Origin of the sequence: Burkholderia sp. Bp9143 (assembly GCF_003853645.1) — a bacterium.
Taxonomy (GTDB): domain Bacteria; phylum Pseudomonadota; class Gammaproteobacteria; order Burkholderiales; family Burkholderiaceae; genus Burkholderia.
In genome coordinates this window covers 57,942-71,827 of record NZ_QTPO01000022.1, presented here as the reverse complement: position 1 = coordinate 71,827, position 13,886 = coordinate 57,942, and the positions used below count along the sequence as shown (strand labels likewise).

Genomic DNA, 13,886 nt, shown 5'->3' with positions numbered 1-13,886 from the left:
GAGACAGGCATGCAGACGAACTGCAGGGCAGGGTGGAGGGTGCGTGCGTGGCATCGCGCGGCACGCGTGAGGCGCGATGCGCTGGCCAGGGTGCTGGCAATCGGCGTCGTGTGGATGTGCGCGGCATTGACCGGCTGGCCGAACGCCGCGAGCGCGGCGAGTTCGGCGAGCACCGGCGGCCTCGCGAATCTTCCCGCGGTGATGCCCGCGATGGCGTGCCCGTCGGTCGCGGCACTCGACCTGAGCGGCGTGACCGACGGCACCGTGACGATCACGTCGGCGGTGCTGCTGCCGGCCGGCACGGTCGTCGGCAACAACACGCTGCCCGCACCCGTGTGCGACGTGAAAGGCACGATCGGCCCGGGTGCGTCACTGTTCGAACTGCAGTTGCCGACGCAAGGCTGGACGCAGCGCTATCTGCAGACCGGCTGCGGCGGCTTGTGCGGCAACCTGTCGGTCAATGCGCCGATGGCGTCGACCTGCGTGCCGGTGACGAACGGGACGATCGCGATGGCCGCGACCGACATGGGCCACGAGGGCGGCAACGATGGTTCGTGGGCACTCGACCCGAAGGCGAAGCTCGATTTCGCGTATCGCGCCGAGCATGCGACCGCACAGGTGGCGAAGGCGATCATCGGCAAGTTCTATGCGCGGCCCGCGCGCTACGCGTATTTCGACGGCTGTTCGGACGGCGGCCGCGAGGCACTGATGGAGGCGCAGCGCTTTCCCGACGACTTCGACGGCATCGCCGCCGGCGCGCCGGCCAACGACCTGATCGTGCAGAACACGTTCCACCATGCATGGCCGAACGCGGTCAACACGGACCCGACCACGGGCAACGCGATCCTGCTCGCCGGCAAGCTGCCGATGCTGCACGCGGCCGTGCTGAAGGCGTGCGACGGGCTGGACGGCGTGGTCGACGGCGTGATCGACAACCCGCGCGCGTGCCACTTCGATCCCGCGACGATCGTCTGCGCGCAAGGGCAATCCACCGCGACCTGCCTGACGTCTCAGGAAGCCGACGTCGTGCGCCGGATTCACGACGGTGCGACGGCCGCGAACGGCATGCGTCTCGAACCGCTGGTGTCGCGTGAATGGGGCTCGGAGCTGAACTGGACCCTGTTCGTCCCGGCAACCGCCACCGCACAGAGCGGCACGATCGGCTTCGTGCTGCCGTTCCTGCGCTATCTCGACTATTACAACGCATCGTATCCGTCCGCGACGATCGGCGACCTGAAGTTCACGCTCGACGGGTTCGCGAAGACGGTGCCGGTGTCGAACTACCTGGCCGCGACCGATCCTGACCTGAGCCGCTTCGCCGGCCGCGGCGGCAAGCTGCTGCTGTGGCACGGCCTGGAGGACCAGCACATCTCGCCGCGTTCGAGCATCGAATACTACGAAGCGATGAAGCATTACATGGGCGACGCGCAGGTCGACCGCTTCGCACGCTTCTACCTGTTTCCGGGCGTCGCGCACTGCGGCGGCGGCCAGGGGCCGAACGTGTTCGACATCCTGTCGCCGCTGATGGCGTGGACCGAGACGCGCGCGACGCCGGGCCGGATCGTTGCGTCGATCGTCGATGCGAACGGCAACACGACGCGCACGCGCCCGGTGTTCCCGTATCCGGCCACCGCGCGCTACACGGGCAGCGGCAGCACCGACGACGCGGCGAACTTCGTCGCCGACACGCCGACGGCCGACCCGTACGTCGATCTGCATTGGGCCGGCGAATGGCTGTACTCGCCGGGCTATGAGGCGCAGTGCCAGGTCCAGGGTTCGCAACTCGTCTGCAAGGGCGGCAACGGCTGGCATGCATATCGTCCCTGATCCGATGACGGCGGATCGCGGACACAACGACGCATCACCCAATCAACAAGGCAAGGAAGGAGACTGATCGATGAAGAAGCGGGCATTACGCGTGGCGCTGACGTCCGGCGTTGCGATGGTGGCGGTCGCGCCGGCGTTCGCGCAGAGCAGCGTCACGCTGTACGGGATCGTCGACAACGGGATCGGCTACCAGAGCAATGCGACGACGCTCGGCTCGACGAGCGGCGGCAAGTCGGTCGTCAGGATGAACCAGGGCGTGTGGGCCGGCAGCCGTTTCGGCCTGAAGGGCGCGGAGGACCTCGGAGGCGGCACGAAGGCGGTCTTCACGCTCGAATCGGGCTTCAACTCGGGCACGGGGGCCACGCAGTACACCGATGCGATGTTCGGGCGGCAGGCGTGGGTCGGGCTGACGAATGCGACCTACGGCACGCTGACCGCGGGCCGGCAATACGCGTCGTACTACCAGACGATGTCGCCGTTCAGCCCGACGACCTGGATCACCGGCTACTACGGCGCGCACCCGGGCGACGTCGACGGGCTCGACACGATCTACCGCGCGAACAACACGCTCGAGTACACGTCGCCGAAATGGTACGGCCTGACGTTGAGCGGCTCGTATTCGCTCGGCGGCGTGGCCGGCAGCACGAACGCCGGGTCGACGTGGGCGACCGGCATCCAGTACGCGGCCGGCCCGCTCGGCGTCGGCGTCGCGTTCGAGCGCGTGAACAATTCGAATACGTCCGGCGGAACCTGGGGCGCGAATTCGACGACGTCGAACGGCGGCTCGCAGGTCGGCGTGTCGGCGCTCACGAACGGCTACCAGACCGCGAAGGCGCAGCAGCGGTTCGCGGTGGGCCTCAGCTACCGGTTCAGCGATGCGTGGGATGCGACGGCGACGTACACCAACACCGAATACATCCCGGGGTCGGCGTCGAAGTTCTTCAATACCGCGATCTTCAACACGGCCGGCGCGGTGCTGCACTGGAAGCCGTCGGCGGTCTGGGATTTCGGCGCGGGCTATGCGTACACGCGCGCGACCGAGGCGAACGGCATCACCGACAGCGCGCAGTATCACCAGTTAAACCTGTCGCAGTACTACGCGTTGTCGAAGCGCACGGGGCTGTATTTGCTCGAGGCGTATCAGCACGCGAAGGGCAAGACGCTCGGCACGAGCGGTGCGGGCAACATCGTCGACGCGACCGCGACGCTGGGCGACGGGTTCAACGCCGCGCCGTCGTCGACCGGCAACCAGTTCGCGTTCGGCGCGGGGATCATTCACCGGTTCTGACCCGCGCGACGTGCGCCCCGCCCGGGGCGCACGGTCTTCGCTACGCGACGCGAATCCCGAGATTCTCGATCAGCATCGCGGCCTGCTCGTACGAGACGGTCGCGCCGCGCAGCACGCCCGACGCGAGCAGCTTCGGCGTGCCGCCGAGCTCGACGTCGCGCAGGTCTGCGCCGTCGAACCGGACGTCGTTCAGATGCGCGTTGCGCAGGCTGCCGCCTTCGAACACGGCGTCGCGGAAGTCCGCGCCGGCGAGATCGGCATCCGAAAAGTCGAGCGCCACGAGCCGCGTCTTCCGGAACGAAAAGCGGCGCAGGCTCGCGCCGACCAGCAGCGTGTTCGCGAATTCGATGCCGAGCGACTTGCATTCCTCGAAGTCGGCACCGGTCAGCCGGCACTCGTCGAAGCGCGCCGAGCCGAGCTTGCTGCGTCGCCAGCTCGTGTTGTTGAGGTCGCAGGACTGAAACCGCGCGTCCTCGAGATCGGCAGACGCGAAGCTCGTCTGGCGTGCGCGGCAGCGGATCCAGGCGGTCTGCGCGAGCGTCGCGCCGACGAATGACGCTTCCGCGAGCGCGCAGCGTTCGAATCGCACGCCGCGCAAATCGAGCCGCGACAGGTCCGCGCCCTCGAGGTCGCAGTCTTCCAGATGAATCGGCGCGGCCGAGCCTTCGACGAGAAGCAGCAGGTCGGCGCGATCGAGCGTTCGGCTGGAGATGGAGGCTCCGCAGGTCGTCATGGGGTGATCCGGTGTGGTGAGAGGTTCGAGGCCGATGTCGCGGCCGATCATATCGCGGCGGCGCGGCAGGCGGCGGAGGCGGCCGCGAAGAGGCGGGCCGCCGCCGGGAACGCCGGGCGCATCCGCCTGGCAAACCATGCGCGCCGCCGACCGGCGCGCGCTACCGGCTCATTGCCCGAGCAACGCCGGCAGGTTGCCTTCGTAGAGGTAGACGCCTGCGTGGACGGTCTTGAACCACGAACACGCATACAGCTTGCCGCCGCACATCCGCCATTTCTTGCAGAACGACAGGTCCTCCGACAGCGATCGCCCGTCCGGTTCGCGCAGGAATTCGAAATGTTCGTACATGGTGGTCGAATTCGGCGACAGGTTCCGATAGCTCGGCGGAAACTGGACCTGCGTCTCGGGGTACGCCTGCGCCATCTTCTCGAATACACCGCGCGCGATCATCATCAGGCCGGCGCCGCCCGAGTGAATTTCGGAAACCGCATCGAGCCTGATCTCCGATTTTTCGCCGTCGACCGCATACGCGGTCTGGCTGTAGTCGGCGCTGAACGGCGTGAGTCGCTCGACCGGCGCGGACGGGTCCGAGCGCGCGGCCTCGACGACCGCCGCCCAGTTGATGCTCTTGGACGGATACAGCCCGAGCATCACGTCGTGCTGCTGCTCAAACATCCGGATCACGTCGCTGCCGCGAAAACCGATGTCCGCGTCGATGAACATCATGTGCGACAGGTCGCTGTGCAGGAAGCGCTCGACCGCGACGTTTCGTTGCTGATGCAACAACGCGGTGCCGCTGAGGGAGAAGTATTCGAACTCGAGGCCGGCGTCCAGGCACGCACGTTGAAGCTCCAGCAGCCCGTTCACGTAGGGCAGGTAGCACATGCCACCGTAGGCGGGAGTCGCGACGAAAATGCCTTGTTTCATGATCGGATGGCCCAGCGTGGGTGGTTGCGGTGTTCGTGCTGCGCGAGGATGACGATTCCGACCAGCATCTTACGCTGCGCCGCGGCCCGCCGGTCGGCGTATTTCAGCGCGGCGGCGAGCCGCGCCTGCCGCACATCCGCCGTCGTTACGGACGCAGCAGGTCGAATCCGCCGAATACGACCACGCCGCTGAGCGCAATCATCGCGACCGAATGCTGGCCGAAATAGAGAATCGCGGCCGCGAGCCACGTGGTCAGGCAGAAGGCGCCGATGCGGGCCATCGTGTATTCCTCGCAATGCGTGATGAAGGGTGTGTGCGCCGAAACCGTCGCGCCGTCGTGTCGCTGCGGGCGCGGGGCTCGCGCAGCGCCGCCGCCGGGCGGCATCGCGTGTCGCGCCCGACGGGGCGGGTGCGGCTGCGGGGGGAGTCCGCGAAGCCTTGCCGGAAGCAGCCGGGGGGCTGAGGCGGCAGGCCAGTCGGCGATTTTACCAGCGTGGACGGCCGGTCATTCTGGCCCCTTCGCGACAATCCGCATGCCGCGCCACGACGAGGCGCGCGGCAACGGGGGCGCGGCTGCGTCGGCGCCGCGCGGAAGGCGGGGCTAAAGTTTTGTCCGACGAATGCCGTAAACCGGTTGCAAGGTATCCCCTGTTCAACCGACCCGAGTCGCGCACTCATTACGGACCGACACGATGCAGATCGATCTCTCTTCCGCCACGCAGACCGCGCTCGCTACCGGCAACGCGACCGCCAGCCCGTCGGGCGCCGGTGCCGCGTCGACGGCCACGGCGGCTGCGTCGTCGCCGCCGGGCGGCGCAACGAAGGCGCGGGCAAGCGGCGCCGCGCCGTCCGGCGCCGCCGGCGAGACGCTGGGCGCGTCGGGATCCTCGGCCAAGGATCCCGCGATCACGCAGCTGAAACAGCTCATCGAGCGCCTGCAGAAACAACTCGCGCAACTGCAGCAGCAAATGGCGGCCGCCGCGCAGCGCGCGAAGGACGATCCGGCCGCCGCGGTCCAGCAGCAGACGCTGAGCGCGGAAGCGAGCACGATCTCCGCCGCGCTGTCGACGGCGATCGCGCAGCTCGCGCAGGCGATCCAGAAGTCCGGCGGCCCGACGTCCGGCGGGCTGGTGGCGACGCAGGCCTGACGACGCGGCGCGGTACGTCACCCGCGCGCATTACAATCGCACGCTCGTCTCCCTCGAAAGGACGGCAGAACGATGAACGCGGAATTCGCCGACGACGACCTCGTCCGCTTCGACGCGCAAGGCGGCACGCCGCTGCCCGCGGCCGACGCCGAAGGATGGCTGGACCACGACGGTGTGCGCATCCGGCACGCGTCGTTCGGCCATGGCCCGGCGGTCGTGCTGCTGCACGGCGGCCTCGGCCACGGCGGCAACTGGGGCAATCAGGTGCCGGCGCTGCTCGCGGCCGGCTACCGCGCGATCGTGATCGACAGCCGTGGCCACGGCCGCAGCACGCGCGACGATCGCCCCTATTCCTATGAACGCATGGCCTCCGACGTGCTCGCGGTACTCGATGCGCTGCGCATCGAGCGCGCGCGCTTCGTCGGCTGGAGCGACGGCGCGTGCGTGTCGCTCGTGCTGGCCGCCCGCGCGCCGGAGCGCGCGGCGGGCGTGTTCTTCTTCGCGTGCAACATGGATCCGGGCGGCACGAAGGAGATGCTGCCGAGCCCGCTGATCGACCGCTGCTTCGCGCGGCACCGCAAGGACTACGCGCGGCTGTCCGCGACGCCCGACCAGTTCGACGCGTTCGTCGCGGCCGTCAGCGAAATGATGCGCACGCAACCGGATTACAGCGCGGCCGACCTCGCGGCGATCGCCGTGCCGGTCGCGATCGTGCAGGGCGAGCACGACGAATTCATCCGCCCCGAGCACGCGGCGTATCTCGCGCGCACGATTCCGGGCGCGACGCTGACGACCCTGCCCGGTGTGAGCCACTTCGCACCGCTGCAGCGGCCGGCGCGCTTCAACGCCGCGATGCTGGCCTTTCTCGACCGGTTGCCGGACTGACGTACGCATGGTCGGTGCATGCGTCACATAAGATTTTCTTTAGGCTCGCGCAAAATTTCATCGATTGTTGACGGGCGGCCGGCAGCGGATAGTCGTGCTTCGCCAGGCCGGCCGCCGAGTCCACCGCGCGGCGCGGCCGGACCTGTTGTTCACACAACCATCAGAAAATCGAAGGAACCGCCACCATGCGATTCAACGTGATCCGCATCGCCGCGACCCTGTTCGTCGCCGCGTGCGCCGCAGCAGCAGCCGGCCGCGCGGCCGCCGCCACGCCCGACGAGATTCACGACACCGTGACCCGCAACATCGCGCCGCTGATGAAGCAGTTCGCCATTCCCGGCATGGCGATCGGCATCGTCGCCGACGGCAAGCCCTACGTGTTCGACTACGGCGTGATGTCGACGCAAACCGGCAAGCCGGTGACCGGCGACACGCTGTTCGAGATCGGCTCCGTCAGCAAGACGCTGACCGCGACGCTCGCGTCCGATGCGCAGGAGGGTGGCGAGCTGTCGCTGTCGGATCCCGCGGCCAAGTACCTGCCCGCGCTGCAGGGCAAGCCGTTCGGCGGCGTGACGCTGCTCGAGCTCGGCACGCACACGCCGGGCGGGATGCCGCTGCAGGTGCCCGACAGCATCCGCGACGACGCGGGCCTGATGCGCTATCTCGACGCGTGGCGGCCCGCGTACGCGCCGGGCACGCGCCGCACGTACTCGAACGTTGCGATCGGGATGTTCGGTCAGCTCACCGCGAAGGCGATGAACCGCGACTTCGCGGCGCTGATGGAGCAGCGGCTGTTCCCCGCGCTCGGGATGACGCAGACGTACATCAACGTGCCCGCCGCGCGCCAGGCCGACTATGCGCAGGGCTATACGCAGGACGGCAAGCCGATCCGGATGACGGGCGGCATGCTGTGGCAGCCGGCGTACGGTGTCAGGACGACGGCGGCCGACCTGTTGCGCTTCGTGCAGGCGAACATGGGGCTCGTCGAAACGGCGCCGCGGCTGCGGCGCGCGCTCGAGCGCACGCACACCGGCTATTTCCGTGCGGGGCCGTTCACGCAGGACCTGATCTGGGAACAGTATCCGTATCCGGTCTCGCTGCCGACGCTGCTCGAAGGGAATGGGCCGCCGATGCTTCACGACGCGACGCCCGCGACCGAACTCGAGCCGCCGCTCGCGCCGCGCCCGGACACGTGGATCAACAAGACCGGCTCGACCAACGGCTTCAGCACCTATGTCGCGTTCGTTCCCGCGAAGCGGCTCGCGATCGTGATGCTTGCGAACCGCAGCTTTCCGATCGAGGATCGCGTGAAGACCGCGTACCGGATCGTCGAGTCGCTGAACGGCAAGCCGTAACGCGCGTCCGCCGCGCCGTCGCTCAGGCGAGCGCGGCGTCCGTGGCCGCAGGCACGGCGCGCGCGCCGACCGGCGCCGCACCGCGGGCCAGGCGCCGATAGCGCGCGAGCGCCCACAGCGGGAAATACGCGGTGTAGCCGTGATACTTCAGGTAGAAGATCCGCGGAAAGCCCGGCGCATTGTGCGACCGGTGCCACCAGAAGCCGTCGTCCTGCTGCACCGATTGCAGATACGCGATGCCGCGTTTCACCGAATCGGATTCGCAGTCGCCGAACGCCATCTGCGCGAGCAGTGCCCACGCCGTGAAGTTCGACGTGCTTTCGCCCGCATTGGTGCCGGCGAGCGCCGGGTCGATGTAGCTGTCGTTGGTCTCGCCCCAGCCGCCGTTCGCGTGCTGTCGCGCGCGCAGCCACGCGAGCGCGCGGGCGATGTACGGCTGCGACGGGTCTTCGCCCGCGAGTGCGAGCCCGGCCAGCACGCTCCACGTGCCGTAGATGTAGTTCGTGCCCCAGCGGCCCCACCAGCTGCCGTCGGGCTGCTGCGTGCGCTTCACGTAGTCGATCGCGCGCGCGAGCGACGCGCGGTCGTCCGCGCGCTTCGTGACGCCGAAGCACAGCAGCACGCGGCCCGACACGTCCTCGGTCGGCGGATCGAGCAGCGCGCCGTGATCGGCGAACGGGATCGCGTTCAGGTACATGCGGTCGCAGTCCGCGTCGAAGGCCGCGAAGCCGCCGTTGCGCGATTGCAGCCCGCGCATCCAGTCGAGTGCGCGTGCGACGCGGGCCGCATACGGATGCGAGCCGTCCGCGTTGCGATGCGTGCGGCCGCGACGGTCGAGCATCGCGGTGACGACCGCGGTGTCGTCGATGTCGGGGTAGTACGGGTTCGCATACTGGAACGCCCAGCCGCCCGGTTGCGTGTCGGCGGGCGCGTTCTCGATCCAGTCGCCGCGCAGGTCGTTCACCTGGCGCTCCGCCAACCAGTCGTATGCGCGCGTGATGCGTGCGTCGAGTTCATTCAGCGAGCCCGCCGGCTCGCCGGCGTCGGGTGCGGCCACGCCGCGCGCCTGTTCGAGCGCCATCGTGCTCCACGCGGTATCCCAGACCGGCGACAGGCACGGCTGGCAGTACACGCTGCCGTCGGGGCGCGTGACCAGCAGCTTCTCGAGCGCGTTCTCGCAGTCGCGGCGCAGCGGATGATCGTCCGGGTAGCCGAGCACGTCCATCATCTGGTAGCTGTACACGATCGGCGGAAAGATCCCGCCGAGGCCGTCCTCGCCGTTCATGCGCGCCGCGCACCACGCTTCCGCATGCCGGATCGCACGCTGCCGCAGGCGTTTCGGCAGCAGCGGCTCCACGTGGCGCACCACGCGGTCGAGCGCGAGGAACGCGCGGCGCATCCCGCGCGCGGGCGGGAAGTAGTGGCGCTCCTGGTCGGGCGGCGTGACGAACAGTTCGGGGATCGCGATGTTGCGCGGGTTGCGCGCACGCGCCTTCAGCGAGCACAGCACGAGCAGCGGCACCATCGTCGTGCGCGCCCAGTACGCGACCTTGTACATCGAGATCGGCACCCACTTCGGGAACAGCACGAATTCGATCGGCATGAACGGCGCCGCGCGCCACGGCACCTGGCCGAACGTCGCGAGCAGGATGCGCGTGAACACGTTCGCGCGCGCCGCGCCGCCGAGCTTCAGGATCGCGTCGCGCGCGCGGACCATGTGCGGCGCATGTTCGCTGTCGCCGGCGGCCTTCAGCGCGAAGTAGGCCTTCACGCTGCACGACACGTCCGGATCGCCGTCGACGTACAGGTCCCACCCACCGTGCGTGTCGAGCCGCTGGATCGCGCGCAGGTAGCGCGCCATCTTCTCCTGGCGCGCGTCGTCGATCTTGTCCATGAAATGCATCATCAGGATGTATTCCGCGGTGATCGTCGCGTCGGATTCGAGTTCGAAACACCAGCTGCCGTCGGGCTGCTGAAGACGCATCAGCGCGTCGCGTCCACGGGCGATCGCGGTGTCGAGCGCGGACCAGGAGGAGGGGGCGGGTTTATTCATGCGGCGGATCATACCATCCGGCCGGAATGTTTATTTCGAGACCGCGGGTGCTACCATCGCCCCCATGAAAAAACGCCTCGAACCCGCTCCGCGTGCCCGCTCCACACCCGTCGACAGGACCGAACCGGCCGACGCGCGGGGCGCCGACGCACCGGAAGCGCCCGGGGCCGCGCCGACGCCCGCACCCGTTGCCGGCGTACGCCGGAAAAAAGCGCCGGAACAGGTGCGCGCGCAGCTGCTGGAAGCCGCGTCGGAAATCGCGACCCGTTACGGCGTGGCCGCGTTGACGCTCGACGCGGTCGCCGAGCGCGCGGGCGTGACGAAGGGCGCGCTGCAGTATCACTTCGCGAACAAGCAGGGTTTGCTCGATGCGCTGTTCGGGCAGGCGACCGAGCGCTTCGCGACGCAGATGGCCGCGCGCCGGGCAGCCGATTCGCACGGTGATGGCGCGGCGGCGCGCGCGTATCTGCATGCGGTGCTCGACACTGCGCAGCCGGCCGCGAGCACCGACGTGCTGCGCGTGCTGGTCGCGTCGATGATCACCGAGCAGGAGACGCGCGCGCGCTGGTCGGTGCCGATGCGCGAGTGGACGCGGCCGGACCCGGTGCCGCTCGAGCAGGCGGCGACGCTGATGATCTGCCGGCTCGCGGCCGACGGGCTGTGGATCTCGGAGCTGCTCGACAGCGTGGAGATTTCGGCCGAGCTGCGTGCGGAGATCGTCCGGCAGCTGGACCGGATGAGCGCGGGCGAGCCGCCGGCGGGAGCGGGCGCGCGCAAGGGCGCGCGTAGCCGGCGCGGCTGAGCGCGGTTTCAGCCGCCGGACACGGCCGTGCCCGCGGCCGTCGCGCGTTCGCGATCTTCAGTCGAGCGACGACACGCCAAATTGCGTCGGCATGCGCCGCGCCTTCGTCGCGAAGAAAAGGCACGAGACGATCGCGATCCAGAGCGGGCCGACGATCACCGCGATGCGCGTCGCGGGAAACGCCGCCATCAGCATAACCACCACCAGCAGGAACGCGAGTGCGGCCACGTTGCTCGACGGGAAGAACGGCACCCGGCAAGGCAGCTTCGCGATGTCGGCCGCATGAAGCGTCTTGCGGAAGCGGGAATGGGAAACGAGGATGACACCCCACGTCCACAATGCGCCGAACGTCGACACGGCCGTCAGCCAGACGAACACGTGCTTCGGGCTCACGTAGTTGAGCAACACGCCGAGCAGCGAGCACGCGCAGGAGAACGTCAGTGCGACCGCCGGAATGCCGTTGCCCGAGATGCGGGCGAACATCGCCGGCGCCTGCTTCTGAAGCGCGAGGTTGTAGAGGAGCCGCGAGGTGCCGTACAGATTGCTGTTGCACGACGACAGCGCGGCGGTCAGCACGACGAAGTTGATGATGCCCGCGGCCGAATGAATGCCGAGGCGATCGAAGGTCAGGACGAACGGGCTGCCCTCGGTGCCGATGCGGTCCCACGGATAGATCGACATGATCACGAACAGCGCGCCGACATAGAAGATCAGCACGCGCCAGAACACCGAGTTCACGGCGCGAGACAGCGTCTTCTCGGGATTGCGGGCTTCACCGGCGGTGATGCCGAGCATCTCGATGCCCTGATACGCGAACATGACCATCGGCAACGCCTTCAGGACGCCCACGATGCCGTTCGGCATGAAGCCGCCGTGCGACCACAGGTTCGAGATGCCGGTCGCGATGCCGCCATTGCCGATGCCGAAGAGGATCATGCCCGCGCCGACGACGATCATCAGCACGATCGTCACGACCTTGACCAGCGCGAACCAGAACTCGAACTCGCCGTACGCGCGTACCGCGATGAAGTTGACCGCGGTGACCGACGCGAGCGCGGCCAGCGTCCAGATCCAGGTCGGTACGTGCGGAAACCAGATGTTCATGTAAACACCGGCCGCGGTGATCTCGCACATGCTGCCGACGAGCGCGGTGAGCCAGTAGGTCCAGCCGGTCAGATAGCCGGTCAGCGGGCCGAGATAGTCCTGCGCATAGCGGCTGAACGATCCCGCGACGGGGTTCGTGATCGCCATTTCGCCGAGCGCGCGCATGATGATGAAGATCGCGACACCGGCGATCGTGTAGCTGAGCAGGATCGCCGGGCCGGCCGTCGTGATGGCGCTGGCCGAGCCGAGAAACAGCCCGACGCCAATGGCCGTGCCGAGCGCCATCAGGCTGACGTGGCGCTCCTCGAGTCCTCGGTGCAGCGATGCTTGTCGTTGCGACATGTCGTCTCCGTTCATTGCCGCGATACCGGTGACGCGCGCCTGCCGGATGCGGCTTTTGTGTGTTGGGGAAGGGGGGATGGCATGAATGGCCCGCGGCGGAGGTGACGGGTCACGTCCGCCGTGTGTCGTGCCGTGCAGCGATTATTTCGAAGCGCCGCGCCAATGGACAGTGCGCAAACCTGCTGGATCGGGAGCGTCGATGTGCAATCTGCCGGGGCTGACCGGCGCTTTGCGCAATGGCGCCGATGCGCACGGAACGCCAGGGGAAATCGTGCAGCGTGTGCGAATCAACCGGCAGGATCGGCGCGCGCGGTTGACCGGCTATTCGCTCCGGTTGCGAGAGCGGAATGGACGTCGATATCGGGAAGCACCCCGTCGGATGCTTTTTCCCCAGGGATGTGACAAGCCTTGACCGTGCCGCCTCCTCACGTCGGAACGACCCGTGGGGAGACGCGATCTCGCGTCACACCACGACATTCACCGGCGTGCCGCTCACGAAGTGCTCGATGTTGCGCATCAACTGGTCGGCAAGCGACTGTTGCGCCTCGTCCGACGCCCAGGCGACGTGGGGCGTCACGATCACGTTCGGTCGTTGCGCGATCCGCATGAGCGGATTGTCATCGCCGGGCGGCTCGGTCGCCAGCACGTCGAAGCCGATGCCGCTGATCAGCCCTTCATCGAGTGCGTTCACGAGCGCGGCTTCATCGACCAGGCCGCCTCGCGCCGTATTGATGATGAGCGGCTTGCGCTTCATCTTGCGAAACTCGGGCATCGCGAGCATGCCGCGCGTGTGCGGCGTGAGCGGACTGTGTATCGTGATGACATCGCTGGTTTCGAGGATCTCGTCCCACGGCGTGTAGAGCGGGCCGAGTCCTTCACGTCCCTTGTGCGCGGCGAAGCGCGCACGCATGCCGAACGCCTTCGCGATGTCCGCCACACGCTGACCGAGCACGCCTTCGCCGATGATGCCGAGCGTCATGCCGCCCAGGTCGTGTATCGCGTGATTGAAGAAGCAGAACTGGCCGGACTTCTGCCATTCGCCATTCAGCACGTCGTCGCGATAGGCGATCAGGTTGCGCCGCAATGCGAGCATCAACGCGAACGTATGCTCGGGCACGGTGTTGACCGCATAACCGCGAATATTGGAGACGCGGATGCCGTGCCGTTCGCACGCAACCTTGTCGACGCAGTCGGTGCCCGTCGCGGCGACGGCAACGAGCTTCAGCGAAGGCAATTGCGCGATCACGTCGGCCGTCAGTGGCACTTTGTTGGTGATGGCGATGGTCGCGCCATCCAGGCGCGCGGCGACCTGGTCGGCTCGCGTATGGTCGTACTCGACGAACGCGTGTTCGAAAGCCGGCCGCGCGAGCCTGATTTGCGGCGCAAGCGTCGCCCGGTCGAGAAAGACGATTTTCTGCATGT

Annotated in this window: 12 protein-coding genes; 6 read left to right on the top strand and 6 right to left on the bottom strand. The window is 68.0% G+C overall.

What is annotated here, in order from left to right:
* Positions 1 to 9: 9 nt before the first annotated feature.
* Positions 10 to 1,827 carry a tannase/feruloyl esterase family alpha/beta hydrolase gene (locus DIE23_RS18210; protein ID WP_124613403.1) on the top strand — a complete coding sequence of 606 codons (1,818 nt, stop codon included), beginning with the start codon at positions 10 to 12 and terminating at the stop codon, positions 1,825 to 1,827.
* Positions 1,828 to 1,897: 70 nt separating this feature from the next.
* Positions 1,898 to 3,115 carry a porin gene (locus DIE23_RS18205; RefSeq protein ID WP_124613402.1) on the top strand — a complete coding sequence of 406 codons (1,218 nt, stop codon included), beginning with the start codon at positions 1,898 to 1,900 and terminating at the stop codon, positions 3,113 to 3,115.
* A 40-nt stretch (positions 3,116 to 3,155) separates the two neighbouring features.
* Here DIE23_RS18205 and DIE23_RS18200 read toward each other — a convergent pair whose 3' ends face one another.
* The 3 genes from DIE23_RS18200 to DIE23_RS40205 all read right to left on the bottom strand — a co-directional run bounded on the left by DIE23_RS18200 (position 3,156) and on the right by DIE23_RS40205 (position 5,055).
* Positions 3,156 to 3,848 carry a pentapeptide repeat-containing protein gene (locus DIE23_RS18200; RefSeq protein WP_124613401.1) on the bottom strand — a complete coding sequence of 231 codons (693 nt, stop codon included), beginning with the start codon at positions 3,846 to 3,848 and terminating at the stop codon, positions 3,156 to 3,158.
* Between the two features lie 168 nt (positions 3,849 to 4,016).
* Positions 4,017 to 4,775, bottom strand: a complete 759-nt coding sequence (locus DIE23_RS18195; RefSeq protein ID WP_124613400.1) for a hypothetical protein — start codon at positions 4,773 to 4,775, stop codon at positions 4,017 to 4,019.
* A 145-nt stretch (positions 4,776 to 4,920) separates the two neighbouring features.
* Positions 4,921 to 5,055 (bottom strand): hypothetical protein, encoded by a 135-nt coding sequence (locus tag DIE23_RS40205; protein ID WP_006750603.1) that lies wholly within the window; start codon positions 5,053 to 5,055, stop codon positions 4,921 to 4,923.
* A 412-nt stretch (positions 5,056 to 5,467) separates the two neighbouring features.
* Between DIE23_RS40205 and DIE23_RS18185 the strand changes: the two genes are divergently transcribed.
* From DIE23_RS18185 to ampC, 3 genes are all read left to right on the top strand, one after another.
* Positions 5,468 to 5,923, top strand: coding sequence for a hypothetical protein (locus DIE23_RS18185; protein WP_124613399.1), 456 nt, complete (start codon positions 5,468 to 5,470; stop codon positions 5,921 to 5,923).
* Between the two features lie 72 nt (positions 5,924 to 5,995).
* On the top strand, positions 5,996 to 6,808 hold the full coding sequence (locus DIE23_RS18180; protein ID WP_124613398.1) for an alpha/beta fold hydrolase: 813 nt from the start codon (positions 5,996 to 5,998) through the stop codon (positions 6,806 to 6,808).
* Positions 6,809 to 6,993: 185 nt separating this feature from the next.
* Complete coding sequence (gene ampC / locus DIE23_RS18170; RefSeq protein ID WP_124613396.1) at positions 6,994 to 8,163, top strand: class C beta-lactamase; 1,170 nt, start codon at positions 6,994 to 6,996, stop codon at positions 8,161 to 8,163.
* Positions 8,164 to 8,185: 22 nt separating this feature from the next.
* Here ampC and shc read toward each other — a convergent pair whose 3' ends face one another.
* On the bottom strand, positions 8,186 to 10,228 hold the full coding sequence (gene shc / locus DIE23_RS18165) for a squalene--hopene cyclase (RefSeq protein ID WP_124613395.1): 2,043 nt from the start codon (positions 10,226 to 10,228) through the stop codon (positions 8,186 to 8,188).
* A gap of 52 nt (positions 10,229 to 10,280) precedes the next feature.
* On the opposite strand from shc, the gene DIE23_RS18160 reads away from it, so the two are divergent.
* Positions 10,281 to 11,018 carry a TetR/AcrR family transcriptional regulator gene (locus DIE23_RS18160; RefSeq protein ID WP_124613394.1) on the top strand — a complete coding sequence of 246 codons (738 nt, stop codon included), beginning with the start codon at positions 10,281 to 10,283 and terminating at the stop codon, positions 11,016 to 11,018.
* Positions 11,019 to 11,075: 57 nt separating this feature from the next.
* On the opposite strand, the gene DIE23_RS18155 is transcribed toward DIE23_RS18160, so the two are convergent.
* Positions 11,076 to 12,464, bottom strand: a complete 1,389-nt coding sequence (locus DIE23_RS18155; RefSeq protein ID WP_124613393.1) for an amino acid permease — start codon at positions 12,462 to 12,464, stop codon at positions 11,076 to 11,078.
* Between the two features lie 463 nt (positions 12,465 to 12,927).
* Positions 12,928 to 13,884 (bottom strand): D-2-hydroxyacid dehydrogenase, encoded by a 957-nt coding sequence (locus DIE23_RS18150; RefSeq protein WP_124613392.1) that lies wholly within the window; start codon positions 13,882 to 13,884, stop codon positions 12,928 to 12,930.
* Positions 13,885 to 13,886 lie beyond the last annotated feature (2 nt).

Coding starts and splice junctions, on each gene's coding strand:
- DIE23_RS18195 (WP_124613400.1), bottom strand. CDS start 4,775: ATGAAACAAGGCATTTTCGTCGCGACTCCCGCCTACGGTGGCATGTGC.
- DIE23_RS18210 (WP_124613403.1), top strand. CDS start 10: ATGCAGACGAACTGCAGGGCAGGGTGGAGGGTGCGTGCGTGGCATCGC.
- DIE23_RS18200 (WP_124613401.1), bottom strand. CDS start 3,848: ATGACGACCTGCGGAGCCTCCATCTCCAGCCGAACGCTCGATCGCGCC.
- DIE23_RS18185 (WP_124613399.1), top strand. CDS start 5,468: ATGCAGATCGATCTCTCTTCCGCCACGCAGACCGCGCTCGCTACCGGC.
- DIE23_RS18155 (WP_124613393.1), bottom strand. CDS start 12,464: ATGTCGCAACGACAAGCATCGCTGCACCGAGGACTCGAGGAGCGCCAC.
- DIE23_RS18205 (WP_124613402.1), top strand. CDS start 1,898: ATGAAGAAGCGGGCATTACGCGTGGCGCTGACGTCCGGCGTTGCGATG.
- ampC (WP_124613396.1), top strand. CDS start 6,994: ATGCGATTCAACGTGATCCGCATCGCCGCGACCCTGTTCGTCGCCGCG.
- shc (WP_124613395.1), bottom strand. CDS start 10,228: ATGATCCGCCGCATGAATAAACCCGCCCCCTCCTCCTGGTCCGCGCTC.
- DIE23_RS18150 (WP_124613392.1), bottom strand. CDS start 13,884: ATGCAGAAAATCGTCTTTCTCGACCGGGCGACGCTTGCGCCGCAAATC.
- DIE23_RS18160 (WP_124613394.1), top strand. CDS start 10,281: ATGAAAAAACGCCTCGAACCCGCTCCGCGTGCCCGCTCCACACCCGTC.
- DIE23_RS40205 (WP_006750603.1), bottom strand. CDS start 5,055: ATGGCCCGCATCGGCGCCTTCTGCCTGACCACGTGGCTCGCGGCCGCG.
- DIE23_RS18180 (WP_124613398.1), top strand. CDS start 5,996: ATGAACGCGGAATTCGCCGACGACGACCTCGTCCGCTTCGACGCGCAA.